Here is a 13,944-nt window from a genome sequence, read left to right as displayed (position 1 = left end):
CGAAAGATCTCTTTATAAGCCGGGGCGGGCGCCCGGGTCTTCACCGTGCGACTGCGGTGTTCTGCGCGTCGCGAAGCGCGTTGTCTGCGGCTTGCCGCGCTTGCGAACTGCTGGACTCGTGGGCACGGGACTCTGCCGGTGTTTCGGGTGGCTTGTTGATCTCCTTGACCAGGTCGGCCAGGTGCGTGTCGTCGTCTCCCCCGCACTGCTCGGATGGCCATCTCAGACGGGCGCCGTCGAAGTGCCAGCCGGCCGTGCCGCCCGTGGCGGCTTTTGTGCGCAGCCAGAGCTGTTCCCAGCGCGGAAATGCCGCGGGGTCGTCGCGCCGGTGCAAGTCCCGCAGCATGTCGTAAAGGGCCACCTGCGTTTCGCGCTGAGCAGGCTGCGTCGAAACGAGGATCTCGGCCACCTCGAAAAGTCGCGGCGTCGAGATGAAGTAGCGATTTCCCTGGCGGGTGCGCTGCGTGTCCGGGCCCTCGGGCATGAGATAGCCTGAGCCGCCGGTCCCGCTCTCGGAACCAAGGATGCAGAGCGCTTCGGCCGGCGTGAAGCGCCGGAGATCGTCGAGGGCCGCTGCTGTGGCCTTTCGATCCCCGCGTGCCACGACTTGGCTGAACTGCCGGAATTCGTTGTACGAAGCGTTCCAATCCGCTCGATCAGCGGTTTTGACGATGTCGTAGGCGACGAACACCAGCACGACGCCGGCAGCGAAGCCCCCAAAGCTCGCGCCGAGAGTCTTGGTCGCACCGCCTGCGGCCACGATCGCCATGAGGATCATCAGCAAGGCCACCCCGATCGCATAGGGCAAGAGGTACACGAACCACAACGGCAACAGGTTCAGGCCAATGACACACAGGGCCGAGAGCACAGGGACGACGGAAAGCCAGATGAGGAAGGATTTCGTCCGGACGGACATGCGCCGCGATCCCCGAGGCTCGTGAGGGCTCGTTCCCACGCGCGCAACTCAACTGGCAACGAACAACGCCGGGTCCACCATCGTCCGGTTCAGCATCACCCCCCAATGCAAGTGCGGCCCGGTCACCCGTCCCGTTGCGCCCACCGCGGCCAACGGGTCACCGACCTTGAGCACGTCGCCCACCTTCACGTCCCAGCGGCTCAGGTGGCAGTACATCGTCAGCAGGCCGCCGCCGTGGTCGACCCAGACGGTGCCGCCGTTGAAGAAGTAGTCGCCGGTGTCGATCACCTTGCCGGCCAGCGGCGCGCGCACGGGCGTGCCGGTGCCGGCCGCGATGTCCATGCCGCTGTGCGGATTGCGCGACTGGCCGTTGAACACGCGGCGCAGGCCGAACGAGCTGGAGCGGCGGCCCGGCACGGGCACGCGCATCTGCAGCGCGGCGTCGGGGCGCAGGTCGGAGAGCGTGGCCATCACGCCGGTCAGGTGATCGCGTTCCTTGGTGTAGCGCGCTTCGTCTTCGGGCGACAGGTCGACCGTGCGCGGCGCTACCGTCAGGCGTTGTTCGCGGTACTGCTTCGGGGCGATGGTGTAGGCGATCTGGCGTTCGGGCTTGCCTTCAGCGCGCACGCTGATGCTGGCTTCGCCGGGTGGGGTGGCGAGTGGGATGCCGACCAGCGCGGTCCATTCGATCGGATCGCCGAGCACCAGCACCGGCACATCACCGGCGAAGGCCTTGGGGCGCGTGGCCGCGGGGCCGAGCGACAGGCGGGCGACACCGCCCGGCACCAGCAAGGCGCGCGGCCAGACATCGGGCGCCTGCGGCTTGTTGTTTTTCTTGGCCGGGGCAGCGGCGCTGGCGGGCAGGGCCAGCAAGCCGAGGGCGCCGAGCACTGCGCTGCGGCGGTTCAGCGCGGAAGAAGAGGGGAGGTCGGAGAAAGGAAGGTTTGTGTGCATGGACAGGATTCGAATGAAGAGTTGGTGGTGCGGCGGCTCAGCCGCCGCTCTGTTCCCGCCAGGTTCCGGGCGCGAGCCCGTCGAGCGTGTAGGGCCCGATAGCGGCGCGGATGAGGCGCAGCGTCGGCAGGCCGACGGCCGCCGTCATGCGCCGCACCTGGCGGTTGCGGCCTTCGCTGATCGCCAGCTCCAGCCACGCGGTGGGAATGAGCTTGCGCTCGCGGATGGGGGGCTCGCGGTGCCACACGTCGGGCGGTGGATCGAGCCGGCGCGCCCGTGCGGGGCGCGTGGGGCCGTCGTTGAGCTGCACGCCGTTGCGCAGCGCCGCCAGCGCTTCGTCGGTCGGCACGCCCTCGACCTGCACCCAGTAGGTCTTCTCCATCTTGAAGCGCGGATCGGCGATGCGCGCCTGGAGCTTGCCGTCGTCGGTGAGCAGCAGCAGGCCTTCGCTGTCGGCATCGAGGCGGCCGGCGACGTAGACGCCGGGCAGGTCGATGAAGTCCTTCAGGCCGCGCCAACGGCCCTCGGGCGTGAACTGGCTGAGGACGCCGTAGGGTTTGTTGAAGCGGATGAGGCGGGACGAAGAAAGGCTCGGGGCGTTCATGAACCGACAGGATAGCCGGGGTCTGTCGACGCTCGGCGCAAGAAAAAAGCCGGAGCCATGACGGCCCCGGCTTTGCGGGAGAGCACGGCAGCGGGCTTACTTGGCCCAGCTGTCCCGCATCCCCGCCGCGCGGTTGAACACCACCTGTCCGCCGGCGGCGGCGCCCTTCGTGTCGCGCACGAAGTAGCCATGCCGCTCGAACTGGATGCCGACACCGGGCTCGGCCTTCGCCAGCGACGGCTCGACGAAGGCCGTGCACACCTCCAGGCTGTGCTTGTTCAGCTCGTCCAGCAGCTCGCCGCTGCCCGGGTTGGCTTCGGCGAAGAGGCGCTCGTACAGCCGCACCTCGGCCTGCACGGCATCCGCAGCAGCCACCCAGGTGATGTTGCCCTTGACCTTGATCGCGTCCGCGCCGGGCGTGCCGCTCTTGGTGTCGGGCACCAGCGTGGCCTGCACTTCGAGGAGCTTGCCGTCGGCGTCGCGCGTGGCGCCGGTGCATTCGATGACGTGGCCGTACTTCAGGCGCACCTTGTTGCCGGGGAACAGGCGGAAGAAGCCCTTGGGCTGCACGTCTTCGTAGTCGGTGCGCTCGATCCAGACTTCGCGGCCGAGCTTGAATTCGCGCTTGCCCATCTCGGGGTGGTGCGGGTGCACGGGGGCGGAGCAGTCGTCGAGCGTGTCGTCGCTGCCCATCAGCTCGCCCCAGTTGGTGATGACGAGCTTCACCGGGTCGAGCACGGCCATGGCGCGCGGCGCGATGGGGTCGAGGGTGTCGCGCAGCGCGGCCTCGAGGCTGGCGTATTCGATCCAGCCGCCCGACTTGGTGGTGCCGCTGCGTTCGCAGAACAGCTGCAGCGCGGCGGGCGTGTAGCCGCGGCGGCGCAGGCCGGCGATGGTGGGCATGCGCGGGTCGTCCCAGCCGTCGACGTGTTTCTCTTCGACCAGCTGGCGCAGCTTGCGCTTGCTGGTCATCACGTGGGTCACGTTCAGGCGGGCGAACTCGTACTGGCGCGGGTGCGGGCTGGCGACCAAGCCGCCTTCGGCCAGGCGGTCGAGCAGCCAGTCGTAGAAGGGGCGCTGGTCTTCGAATTCGAGCGTGCAGATGGAGTGGGTGATCTGCTCCAGCGCGTCTTCGATCGGGTGCGCGTAGGTGTACATCGGGTAGATGCACCACTTGTCGCCCGTGTTGTGGTGGGTGGCCCGGCGGATGCGGTACAGCGCGGGGTCGCGCATGTTGATGTTGGGGCTCGCCATGTCGATCTTGGCGCGCAGGATGGCGGCGCCGTCGGCGAGCTTGCCGTCGCGCATCTCGCGAAAGCGCGCCAGGTTTTCGTCGGGCGTGCGGCTGCGAAAGCGGCTGTCGGTGCCGGGCGTGTTGAAGTCGCCGCGGTTGGCGCGCATCTCGTCGGGCGTCTGCTCGTCGACATAGGCCAGGCCGGCGCCGATCAGGTACTCGGCGGCTTCGTACATGAAGTCGAAGTAGTTGCTGGCGAAGTACTCGTGTTCCTGAATCGTGCCAGGCGCGCTGGGGCGGTCGGCCAGGTAGGTTTCGTAGCCGAGCCACTTCACGGCGTCGCGGATGGAATCGACGTACTCCTGCTCTTCCTTCTCGGGGTTGGTGTCGTCGAAGCGCAGGTGGCACACGCCGCCGTATTCCTTGGCCAGCTCGAAATTCAGCCAGATGCTCTTGGCGTGGCCGATGTGCAGGTAGCCGTTGGGCTCGGGCGGAAAGCGCATGCGCACCTTGGCGGGGTCGGGCATGCCCTGGGCGTGGTGGGCGGCGTCGCCCGGGGAACCGCCCCAGGTGCGGCCTGCGTAGGCACCCTGTGCGAGGTCGTTCTCGATCACATGGCGCAGGAAATTGCTCGGTGCAGCGGTCGTTTTGGTGCCGCTTTTGTCGGTCGGGGAGGTCATCGCGTCATTCTAGAGGGGGGGCTGTCGGGGTTACTTTTGGCAACGCTCTTCACAATGCAGCGTCCACCCGCTTTGCAATTGCAGCGTTCAATACGGACATGGGGCGCACAACGCCCCCCCAACAAGGAGTCCCACATCATGAGCGTCACACGTTCTACCCTCTTCAAATGGGCCGCCGCCGGTGCGGTGGCCTTCGGTGCGCTGTTTGCCGCCACCTCGGCCAGCGCCCGCGGCGACGTGAGCTGGTCGATCGGCGTCGGCGTGCCCGGCGTGGCGGTCGGCGTGGGCGGTCCCGCCTACTACCCGGCCCCGGTCTATGCGCCGCCGGCCCCGGTGTATTACGCACCGCCGCCCCCGGTCTACTACCGTCCGCCGCCGCCGGTGTACTACCGCCCGGCACCGGTGTACTACGCACCGCCGCCGGCCTATTACGGCCCGCGCTACTACGGTCGTGGTTATCACCGCGGTCATGGCCACGGACACGGCCACTGGCGCTGATTTACAACGCCATTCGTGACTGAATGAAAAAAGCCGGCCCCGAAAAGGCCGGCTTTTTGCTGCGCGTCCGCGGCGTAGATTTCACATGGCGCGAAACAGGTGGGCGTAGAGCCGGCTGACCGGGATCTTCTCGGCCCGCCCGCGCAGCGCGAGGTGCAGCTTGCCAGCCTCGTCGCGGTGCACCGCCTCGATGGCCGCGCTGCGCACCACCACCGCCCGGTGCACCTGCCAGAAGGTGTCGGCATCGAGCTGGGGCAGCAGTTGCTTGAGGGGCGTGCGGATCAGGTACTCCTGCGTGGCGGTGAGCACGCGCAGGTACTTGTCGGCGGCCTCGAAATACAGCACCTCGTCGATCGGCACCATGCGCACGGTGGCGCCGCCGGCATCGCTGGCGGCAATCATGCGCAGCGGCGCTGACGGCGACGCCGATGCCGACGGCGCACCGCCGGCGGCGCCCAGCACCTGGCGCCACTGGGCGAGCGTGCGCTCCAGCACCTCGTCGGCCGGGATGGGCGGCGTCATCGACGGCGCGGCCGCCGCCAGCGCCTGCCGCAGCCGCGCCACGGTCTTGCGCAGGCGCTCGGGCTGCACGGGCTTGAGCACGTAGTCGATGGCTTCGGCCTCGAAGGCGCGCGCGGCGTATTCGTCGTAGGCGGTCACGAACACCAGCTGCGGCATCGGCGCTTCGTCGGTGGGCCAGCTGTCGGCCAGCTCGGCGGCGGCGCCCAGGCCGTCCAGGCCGGGCATGCGGATGTCGAAGAACAGCACCTGCGGCAGCAGCCGCAGCGCCTCGCGCACGGCGCTGCGGCCGTCGCGGGCGGTGGCGACCACGCGCAGCTCGGGCCAGGCGGCGGCCAGTTCGGCCTGCAGGGCCTGGGCCAGCAGGGGTTCGTCTTCGGCGATGAGGGCGGTGAGGGGCATCGTCTTCTTGTTGTTGTCGTGGGGCCTGTTCAGGCGGGCAGGGGGAGGTTCAGGGTGACGCGCGTTCCGCCGCCCGCGGGCGCGGGGCGCAGGCTCAGGCGACCTTGCTCACCGTACACGGTGGCCAGCCGCTCGCGCACCTGTTCGAGCCCGAAGCCGCCACCTTCCGACGGCTGCGGTGCCGCATCGAGCCCGACACCGGTGTCGCTCACCTCGATCACCAGTTCGCCCGCCTCGCGGCGCGCGCGCACGGCGATCTCGCCGCCTTCGACCTGGGGCTCGAGGCCGTGGCGGATGCTGTTCTCGACCAGCGGCTGCAGCAGCAGCGGCGGCACGGGCGTGTCGCGCAGGTCATCGGGCAGGTCGAGCGTGTAGCGCAGGCGCTCGCCCATGCGCACCGACATCAGTTCGAGATAGTCGCCCAGCCGGTCGAACTCGGCCGACAGCGGATGCGACAGCGCGCGCGAGCCGCTGAGCGTCATGCGCAGATAACTGTTCAGGCGGTCGAGCATGGCTACGGCGCGCGGCGGATCGACGGTGATCAGCACGCGCAGGTTGGCCAGCGTGTTGAACAGCATGTGCGGTTCGAGCTGGGTTTCGAGCAGCTTGAGGCGGGCGTCCGTGGCGTCTCGTTGCGCCAGGTCGAGCTGGCGCTGCATGTGCTTGCTGCGCCCGAGGCTGTAGAAGAAGTAGCACATGCCGATGGTGGCTGCCAGCGTGATGACGATGGTGGAGACCATCCGGTGCCGGGCGAAGCCGGTGAAGTCGAACAGCGGCCGGCCGACCCAGGCGTCCCCGATGGCACCGCCGCCGAGGAAGCCCAGCGTGACGCCGAAGGCCACCAGCACGAAGCCCCAGGGGCCGTGCGGCCAGAGCACGTTCTGGTGGCCGCTGATGAACAGGCGCCCGGTGTCGATGACCAGCCAGCTGATCGTGCCGATCGACAGCGAATACACCATCTGCGAACTCCAGCTGCCCATGCCCGAGACTGTCAGCGCCGCGGCGATGACGCAGCAGAAGGCGGCCGTGATCAGACCGTGCCGCAGGATGTCCCGCAGGTTCTCGGCGCGAAAGCGCGACGGGCGTGGCGTGTCGTCCGCCGTGGCCGTCACCGGCGGTCCCCGCCACCTAGCGCGCGGCGCTCACGTTCCAGCAGCTGGTCGTACAGGCCGCCGCCGGGCGCGATGAGCCAGACCACGGCGCCATGGATCAGCAGGCCCAGCCCCCAGCCCATGAGCGGGTACACGGCCCAGTTGTGGCCGCGCGAGGCCGCGAGCGCAACCAGCCCGACGTTGACGACCACGTAGACGAAGGCATGGATGAACCAGCCCATCTTGGCGCCGGCGCGGCGGCGGGCGCGCCGCTCGATGTCGGCGGACGAAGAAGAGGAGGAGGAAGAAGAGGAAGGGGACATCGGGGTCATGACAGCTCCTTGAGAGAGGCAGGTGAAAGGGGAACGAAGTCGCTGGCGGCCGCTGCCGGCATCGACGGTGAAGGTGGCAGTGCCGCGCGCTGGCGCAGCTCCTCGGTGGTCTCGCCCGGCCCGTCCGCCCGCCAGCCCGGCGGCTTCACGAGGTAGCCGACGAAGGCGCGCAGCGAACGCGCCGAGCGCAGGTCGCGCCACAGGTCGCGCCATTGGCTGAACTCGATCTCGAACAGGTTGTACGAGGTGATCGGCTTCACCAGTCCGTAGCGGCAGGGCAGGTCGGCGCGCTCGGGGATGTAGGTGCCGAACAGGCGATCGAACACGATCAGCACGCCGCCGTAGTTGCCGTCCAGGTACTCCAGGTTCGAGGCGTGGTGCACGCGGTGGGCCGAGGGCGTGTTGAGCACCCATTCGAGCGGGCCGAGCTTCGGAATCCAGGTCGCGTGAATCCAGAACTGGTAGAGCAGGTTCAGCGTGAGCATCAGCAAGATGATCCGCGGCGGCATGCCCAGGAGCGGTGCCAGAAGGAAGAAGGCCAGCGTGCCGGTGAGCCGGCCGGTCCAGCCGAAGCGGTAGGCGGCCGACAGGTTCAGCTGGTTCGGCGAGTGGTGCACGGCGTGGGTGCACCAGAACCAGCGCACGCGGTGCGCGGCGCGGTGGTACCAGTAGTAGCAGAACTCCTGGCCGATGAAGCAGGCGAGCCAGCCGGTCCAGTGGTCCATCGGCAGCGTGAAGAGCCGGTGGGCGTAGAGCCAGTCCATGGCGCCGACCCAGAAGGCCAGCGGCAGCAGCCAGCGCAGCGGGTATTCGCGCACCAGGAAGTCGAACACCGAGATACCCGCCGCCTTCCAGTCGTAGCTGCGCCAGCCGTTGCGCCACGACAGCACCAGCGCTTCGGCCAGCGAGGCGAGCAGCACCACCGAGATGGAAATCTTGAGGATCAACACGAGCACGGTCATGGCGGTTCCTGGCGGCGAAGGGCGGGCGGGGCGTCGGAATCTTAGGCCGCGCGGGCGCCGCTGACCATCGCGCCCGACGCGGCGGCCAGGCGCCACAGGCGCGCGGCGCGGGCCGCGAAGATGCCGCTGAAGGCGCCGTACAGCGCCGGCACGCCCAGGGCGAAGGCGGCCTGGTGGCGCAGCTCCGGATGCAGGGCCAGCGACACGCCCACCACGTACTTGGTGAGGAAGATGCCCATCATGAGCATCAGCGGCACGGCGGTGCCGGCCACCTCGAACTGGCGCGCCGTGGCGTCGTAGCGCGTGGTCGCCGGCAGCGGGCGGCGCAGCACCAGCACCATGAGCAGCAGCGCGGCCACGGCCCAGCCGAGCAGGGCGCCGGCCGACTCGCCGGACACCGACACCACGCCCCAGAACGACAGGCCGGCCATGGCGACCGGCATCACCAGCACGCGGTTCAGGCCGATGCGGTTGGCCACGAGCTGCCGGCCGCCGAGCCAGGCCAGCAGGACGAACACGGCGAACACCCACTTCGGGGTGTGAAGAAGGATTTGCATCAGCATGAGAGGCTCCGTTCGGTTGGAAGAGGACAAAGGGGGCAGGGAATCGATGGAGCGGACTGTGCCGATGCCGCCCGGCCCCCGCCACGGCCATGCGACGAAATGCGGGTGGGCGGCGTGAAGTGCGGGTCGCCGGCGCGAATGGCGAGCGCGGGATGGCGGGGTCGCCGCGCAAACGGAAGCTTTACCGTCGCTTTACGGCACGGAAAACTTGGGGAGTGATATTTCGCGCTGTACTCTAGGCCGCCTCCCTTCAGGCCGCCTTTTCGCACCCCTTCGCACGCACCGCCCATGGATTCCCAAACGCCCCCCGAACCCCTGCCACCCGTCGTGTCGCCGACCCATCCGCCGGCGCGTCGACGCCGCTGGTTCGGGAGCCTGATGGCCCTGCTGCTGCTCGTGGCGCTCGGGGGCGGTGCCTGGTACCTGGTGCAGCGTTCCAAGTCGCCGGCACCGGGCGCGGGCGGACCGGGTGCAGGTTCAGGCCGTCCCGGCGGCGGTGGCCCGGGCGGTCGGGCAGGCGGGGGAGGCCCGGCCTCCAGCACCGTCGGCACCGCCGTCGCGCGGCAGGCCGACATCCCGGTGCAGCTCGAAGCGCTGGGCACGGTCACGCCGCTGGCCAACGTGACGGTGCAGCCGCAGGTGTCGGGCGTGCTCACGGCCGTGCTGTTCAAGGAAGGCCAGATGGTCAAGAAGGGCGACGTGCTCGCCACCATCGACCCGCAGCCCTTCGAGAACGCGCTGGCGCAGGCCGCCGGTGCCCGCCAGCGCGACGAGGCGCAGCTGGCCGCGGCGCGCGTCACGCTGCAGCGCTACCAGACGCTGCTCGGGCAGGACTCCATCGCCCGCCAGGACGTCGACACCCAGGCCGCGCTGGTCAAGCAGCTCGAAGGCACCGTGGCCATCGACCGCGCCAACGAGAACACCGCCAAGCTCAACCTGGCCTGGAGCCGCATCACGGCGCCGGTGAGCGGACGCATCGGCCTGCGGCCGGTGGACGCGGGCAACTACATCTCGACCGGCAGCACGGGCGGCGTGGCCACCATCACGCAGATCGCGCCCATCGACGTCGAGTTCGCCATTCCGCAGGACCGCGTGCCCGAGGTGCAGGAGCGGCTGGGCCAGGGCGCCACGCTTGCCACCACCGCCTTCGATCGCACGCGCACGCGCCGGCTGGCCGACGGCAGCTTTTCCACGCTCGACAACATGGTCGACACGCAGACCGGCACCGTGAAGGCCAAGGCGCGCTTCACCAACGCCGACGGCGCGCTGTTCCCGAACCAGTTCGTCAACCTGCGGCTGCTGCTGCGCACCGTGAGCAGCGCGGTGGTGGTGCCGGTCACGGCGCTGCGCCACGGCCCGAACGGCGACTACGTGTACGTGGTGACGGCCGAGAACACGGCCTCGCAGCGGCCAGTGACGCGCGGCGAATCGAGCGTCGATTTCGCCTCCATCACCAAGGGTCTGCAGCCCGGCGAAACCGTGGTCACCGAAGGCGGCGACCGCCTGAAGGACGGCGCGCGCGTGCAGACCACGGTCGACCGGCCGGCCGGTGCGGCCTCGGGCGCAGCAGCGCCGGGCGGACGACGTGGAGGACGTCGGCAGGAAGGTGGCGGTGGTGCGCAGGGCGGCGGTGCTCGTCCCGCCGAAGCGGCGGCACCGGCTTCACCATCGCAGGCACCGGCTGCACCTGCCGCCGGAACGGCTGCGCCGGCTGCAGCGCCAGCGGCAGCAACGCCTGCACCTGCAGCCACACCCGCCAAGCTCCCTACTGCCGAGCAGCGCCAGCGCATGCTCGACGCGGCCAAGGACGATCCCGAACAGCTCGAACGTCGCAAGCGTTTCCTCGAAGCCCTCGACCGCGGCGAGCCGGCCGCGCTGGAGCGCTGGCAGCGCATGGCCGAGCGCGGCGGCGCCGGTGGCGGCGGCGAACGCAGTGGTGAGGGACGGCGCAGCCCATGAGCCCCTCGCGCCCGTTCATCCTGCGGCCGGTCGCCACCTCGCTGCTGATGCTGGCCATCGTGCTGGCCGGCCTGGTGGCGTTCCGCTTCCTGCCGCTGGCGGCGCTGCCGCAGGTCGACTACCCGACCATCCAGGTCCAGACGCTCTACCCCGGGGCCAGCCCCGAGGTCATGAGCAACACCGTCACCGCGCCGCTGGAGCGCCAGTTCGGCCAGATGTCGGGCCTGGACCGCATGAGCTCGACCAGCGCGGCGGGCGTGTCGATCATCACGCTGCAGTTCTCGCTGGGCCAGACGCTGGACGTCGCCGAGCAGGAAGTGCAGGCCGCCATCAACGCCGGCGGCTCGCTGCTGCCGGCCGACCTGCCGGCGCCGCCGGTGTACGCCAAGGTCAACCCGGCCGACGCGCCGGTGCTCACGCTGGCCATCACCTCCGACACGCTGCCGCTCACCGAGGTGCAGAACCTCGTGAACACCCGGCTCGCGCAGAAGATCAGCCAGGTCTCGGGCGTGGGCCTCGTGTCGCTCAGCGGCGGGCAGCGCCCGGCCGTGCGCATCCAGGCCAACACGCAGGCACTGGCGGCCAACGGCATCGGGCTGGATTCGCTGCGCACCGCCATCAGCGCGGCCAACTCCAACGGCGCCAAGGGCAGCTTCGACGGCCCCAAGCGCGCCTACACCATCAACTCGAACGACCAGCTGCTCACGGTCGACGACTACAAGAACCTCATCGTCAGCTACAAGAACGGCGCGCCGATCCGCATGGTCGACGTGGCGCGCGTGGTCAACAGCGCCGAGAACACACAGCTCGGCGCCTGGGCCGGGCGCAAGGTCGACGGGCAGGTGCAGCTCACGCCGGCCATCATCCTGAACGTGCAGCGCCAGCCCGGCGCCAACGTGATCGCCACCGTCAACGCCATCAAGAAGCAGCTGCCCGAGCTGCAGGCCGGCATGCCCGCGGGCCTGCAGGTCGAGGTGCTGAGCGACCGCACCGCCGGCATCCGCTCGTCGGTGCAGCACGTCGAGATGGAGCTGGTGCTGGCCGTGGTGCTCGTGGTGCTGGTGATCTTCGCCTTCCTGGGCAGCCTGCGCGCCACCGTCATCGCCAGCATCGCCGTGCCGATCTCGCTGATCGGCAGCTTTGGCCTGATGTACCTGCTGGGCTACAGCCTGAACAACCTGAGCCTGATGGCGCTGACCATCGCCACCGGCTTCGTGGTGGACGACGCGATCGTCATGATCGAGAACATCGCGCGCTACATCGAGGAGGGCGAGAAGCCATTGCAGGCCGCGTTCAAGGGCGCCGCGCAGATCGGCTTCACCATCATCTCGCTGACCGTGTCGCTCATCGCGGTGCTCATTCCGCTGCTGTTCATGGGCGACGTGGTGGGCCGCCTGTTCCGCGAGTTCGCCGTGACGCTGGCGATCACCATCCTGATCTCGGGCGTGGTCTCGCTCACTCTGGTGCCGATGATGTCGGCGCGCTGGCTCAAGCACGAGCCGAAGAAAGACGCATCGGGCACCGGCTTCGGCGCGCGCGCCCAGCGTTTCTTCGACGGCGTGATGGTGCGCTACGACCGCTCGCTGCACTGGGTGATCGCGCACCAGCCGCTCACGCTGCTGGTGGCGCTGCTCACGCTGGTGCTGACCGTGCTGCTGTACCTCACGATCCCGAAGGGCCTGTTCCCCACGCAGGACACCGGCCAGCTGCAAGCCCGCGTGCAGGCCGCGCAAGACGTGTCTTTCGAGCGCATGGCGCAGCTGCAGCAGCAGGCCGCGCGCGCCATTCTTGAAGACCATGACGTCGAGAACCTCAGCTCCTTCGTCGGCGTGGATGCGGCCAACAACACGATGCTGCACACCGGCAGCATGCTCATCAACCTGACCCGCAGCCACGACAACCAGCAGGAGGTGATGGAGCGCCTGCGCGAGCGCGTGCGGCAGGTGGCCGGCCTCACGCTGTACCTGCAACCTACGCAGGACCTGACCATCGACGCCGAGACCGGGCCGACCGAGTACCGCGTGTCGCTCGAAGGCGTGAACAGTGCGCTGGTCACCGAGTGGATGCAGAAGCTGGTGGCGAAGCTGCAGGAATCGGACAAGGTGCGCAACGTGAGCAGCGATGCCGGGGCGCAAGGGTTGGCGGCGTATGTGAACGTGAACCGCGACACGGCGTCGCGGCTGTCGATCACTGCGAGTTCGGTGGACGACGCGCTGTACAGCGCCTTCGGGCAGCGGATCGTGTCGACGATCTTCACCGAGACGAATCAGTACCGCGTGATCCTGGAAGCGCAGCCTGGCATGGTGAACACGCCGCAGACGCTGGGGCAGTTGAACCTCATTGCGGGGTCGGGCACGGCGACGCCGCTGTCGGCCTTTGCGGAGATCAGTGAGCGGCAGGCGCCGTTGCAGATCACGCACGTGGCGCAGTATCCGGCGAGTACGTTGAACTTCGATACGGCACCCGGGGTGTCACTCGGTGGGTCGGTGGCGGCGATTCGCGCGGCTGCGAAAGAGATCGGGTTGCCTAGCAGTGTGACGATGACTTTTCTGGGGGCTTCAGGGGCCTATGAGAAGTCGTTGTCTAACCAGCTGTGGTTGATTTTGGCGGCGGTGGTTTGTGTGTACATCGTTCTTGGGGTGCTGTACGAGAGCTATGTGCACCCGCTGACGATTTTGTCTACGTTGCCTTCTGCGGGGGTCGGGGCCTTGCTTGCCTTGATGCTGACTGGCAATGACCTGGGGGTGATCGGGATCATCGGGATCATCCTGCTGATCGGCATCGTGAAGAAGAACGCGATCATGATGATCGATTTTGCTATTGATGCTGAGCGGACGCAGGGGAAGTCAGCTCGTGAGGCGATTCATCAGGCTGCGTTGTTGCGGTTTCGGCCGATCTTGATGACTACGTTGGCTGCGCTGTTTGCTGCTGTTCCCTTGATGTTCAGTTTTGGGGACGGGGCGGAGTTGCGGCGTCCTCTGGGGTTGGCGATCTTTGGGGGGTTGATCGTTAGTCAGCTGCTGACTTTGTTTACTACGCCGGTTATTTATCTGGCGTTTGATCGGTTGGGTGGGGGGAGTGCGCGTCGGGTTTCTTCTGAGCTTGAGGAGGAGGCGGCTTGATCTGGTTGACCTCCTGTCGCTGGTTTGCTTTCCGAGGCCGGGAGTTCCGCCCGGCGGCGGACTTACTTTCTTTTGCTTCGCCAAAAGAAAGTAAGCAAAGAAAAGGCG

12 protein-coding genes are annotated in these 13,944 nt (G+C 68.5%); 3 read left to right on the top strand and 9 right to left on the bottom strand.

What is annotated here, in order from left to right; all coding sequences use genetic code 11:
* Window positions 1–40: 40 nt before the first annotated feature.
* The 4 genes from AC1RAA_RS24185 to AC1RAA_RS24170 all read right to left on the bottom strand — a co-directional run bounded on the left by AC1RAA_RS24185 (window position 41) and on the right by AC1RAA_RS24170 (window position 4,388).
* Window positions 41–916: a hypothetical protein gene (locus tag AC1RAA_RS24185; RefSeq protein WP_492727822.1), complete on the bottom strand. Its 876-nt coding sequence runs from the start codon at window positions 914–916 to the stop codon at window positions 41–43.
* 48 nt (window positions 917–964) lie between these two features.
* Window positions 965–1,870 (bottom strand): peptidoglycan DD-metalloendopeptidase family protein, encoded by a 906-nt coding sequence (locus tag AC1RAA_RS24180; protein ID WP_492727820.1) that lies wholly within the window; start codon window positions 1,868–1,870, stop codon window positions 965–967.
* Between the two features lie 37 nt (window positions 1,871–1,907).
* On the bottom strand, window positions 1,908–2,474 hold the full coding sequence (locus AC1RAA_RS24175) for a pseudouridine synthase (RefSeq protein ID WP_487848301.1): 567 nt from the start codon (window positions 2,472–2,474) through the stop codon (window positions 1,908–1,910).
* 96 nt (window positions 2,475–2,570) lie between these two features.
* Window positions 2,571–4,388: a glutamine--tRNA ligase/YqeY domain fusion protein gene (locus AC1RAA_RS24170; RefSeq protein ID WP_492727817.1), complete on the bottom strand. Its 1,818-nt coding sequence runs from the start codon at window positions 4,386–4,388 to the stop codon at window positions 2,571–2,573.
* A gap of 138 nt (window positions 4,389–4,526) precedes the next feature.
* On the opposite strand from AC1RAA_RS24170, the gene AC1RAA_RS24165 reads away from it, so the two are divergent.
* Window positions 4,527–4,886 carry a hypothetical protein gene (locus AC1RAA_RS24165; RefSeq protein ID WP_070062581.1) on the top strand — a complete coding sequence of 120 codons (360 nt, stop codon included), beginning with the start codon at window positions 4,527–4,529 and terminating at the stop codon, window positions 4,884–4,886.
* Window positions 4,887–4,967: 81 nt separating this feature from the next.
* On the opposite strand, the gene AC1RAA_RS24160 is transcribed toward AC1RAA_RS24165, so the two are convergent.
* Genes AC1RAA_RS24160 through AC1RAA_RS24140 form a run of 5 tightly spaced genes read right to left on the bottom strand, consistent with a single transcriptional unit; the run spans window position 4,968 to window position 8,755 of the window.
* The gene (locus AC1RAA_RS24160; RefSeq protein ID WP_492727815.1) at window positions 4,968–5,807 is read right to left on the bottom strand and encodes a LytR/AlgR family response regulator transcription factor; all 840 of its coding nucleotides are present in this window, start codon (window positions 5,805–5,807) and stop codon (window positions 4,968–4,970) included.
* Window positions 5,808–5,836: 29 nt separating this feature from the next.
* Complete coding sequence (locus AC1RAA_RS24155; RefSeq protein ID WP_492727812.1) at window positions 5,837–6,919, bottom strand: sensor histidine kinase; 1,083 nt, start codon at window positions 6,917–6,919, stop codon at window positions 5,837–5,839.
* Window positions 6,916–7,230, bottom strand: coding sequence for a 2TM domain-containing protein (locus AC1RAA_RS24150; RefSeq protein WP_370870079.1), 315 nt, complete (start codon window positions 7,228–7,230; stop codon window positions 6,916–6,918). The genes AC1RAA_RS24155 and AC1RAA_RS24150 overlap by 4 nt, the downstream gene beginning before the upstream one ends.
* On the bottom strand, window positions 7,227–8,192 hold the full coding sequence (locus AC1RAA_RS24145) for a sterol desaturase family protein (RefSeq protein WP_492727808.1): 966 nt from the start codon (window positions 8,190–8,192) through the stop codon (window positions 7,227–7,229). Before AC1RAA_RS24145 ends, AC1RAA_RS24150 begins: the two co-directional genes overlap by 4 nt.
* Window positions 8,193–8,233: 41 nt before the next feature.
* The gene (locus tag AC1RAA_RS24140) at window positions 8,234–8,755 is read right to left on the bottom strand and encodes a DUF6622 family protein (protein ID WP_492727807.1); all 522 of its coding nucleotides are present in this window, start codon (window positions 8,753–8,755) and stop codon (window positions 8,234–8,236) included.
* 288 nt (window positions 8,756–9,043) lie between these two features.
* Between AC1RAA_RS24140 and AC1RAA_RS24135 the strand changes: the two genes are divergently transcribed.
* Window positions 9,044–10,714: an efflux RND transporter periplasmic adaptor subunit gene (locus AC1RAA_RS24135; protein ID WP_492727806.1), complete on the top strand. Its 1,671-nt coding sequence runs from the start codon at window positions 9,044–9,046 to the stop codon at window positions 10,712–10,714.
* Window positions 10,711–13,836 carry an efflux RND transporter permease subunit gene (locus AC1RAA_RS24130; protein WP_492727805.1) on the top strand — a complete coding sequence of 1,042 codons (3,126 nt, stop codon included), beginning with the start codon at window positions 10,711–10,713 and terminating at the stop codon, window positions 13,834–13,836. The genes AC1RAA_RS24135 and AC1RAA_RS24130 overlap by 4 nt, the downstream gene beginning before the upstream one ends.
* Window positions 13,837–13,944 lie beyond the last annotated feature (108 nt).

It is taken from the genome of Variovorax sp. GW823-FHT04F07, from assembly GCF_058795995.1.
Note: the sequence above shows the minus strand (reverse complement) of the source record. Positions and strands in the feature narration are given on the sequence as shown.

What these genes read in the sequence shown, in the direction of transcription:
- AC1RAA_RS24185 (WP_492727822.1), bottom strand. Translation starts at nt 916, where the DNA reads ATGTCCGTCCGGACGAAATCCTTCCTCATCTGGCTTTCCGTCGTCCCT.
- AC1RAA_RS24180 (WP_492727820.1), bottom strand. Translation starts at nt 1,870, where the DNA reads ATGCACACAAACCTTCCTTTCTCCGACCTCCCCTCTTCTTCCGCGCTG.
- AC1RAA_RS24175 (WP_487848301.1), bottom strand. Translation starts at nt 2,474, where the DNA reads ATGAACGCCCCGAGCCTTTCTTCGTCCCGCCTCATCCGCTTCAACAAA.
- AC1RAA_RS24170 (WP_492727817.1), bottom strand. Translation starts at nt 4,388, where the DNA reads ATGACCTCCCCGACCGACAAAAGCGGCACCAAAACGACCGCTGCACCG.
- AC1RAA_RS24165 (WP_070062581.1), top strand. Translation starts at nt 4,527, where the DNA reads ATGAGCGTCACACGTTCTACCCTCTTCAAATGGGCCGCCGCCGGTGCG.
- AC1RAA_RS24160 (WP_492727815.1), bottom strand. Translation starts at nt 5,807, where the DNA reads ATGCCCCTCACCGCCCTCATCGCCGAAGACGAACCCCTGCTGGCCCAG.
- AC1RAA_RS24150 (WP_370870079.1), bottom strand. Translation starts at nt 7,230, where the DNA reads ATGACCCCGATGTCCCCTTCCTCTTCTTCCTCCTCCTCTTCTTCGTCC.
- AC1RAA_RS24145 (WP_492727808.1), bottom strand. Translation starts at nt 8,192, where the DNA reads ATGACCGTGCTCGTGTTGATCCTCAAGATTTCCATCTCGGTGGTGCTG.
- AC1RAA_RS24140 (WP_492727807.1), bottom strand. Translation starts at nt 8,755, where the DNA reads ATGCTGATGCAAATCCTTCTTCACACCCCGAAGTGGGTGTTCGCCGTG.
- AC1RAA_RS24135 (WP_492727806.1), top strand. Translation starts at nt 9,044, where the DNA reads ATGGATTCCCAAACGCCCCCCGAACCCCTGCCACCCGTCGTGTCGCCG.
- AC1RAA_RS24130 (WP_492727805.1), top strand. Translation starts at nt 10,711, where the DNA reads ATGAGCCCCTCGCGCCCGTTCATCCTGCGGCCGGTCGCCACCTCGCTG.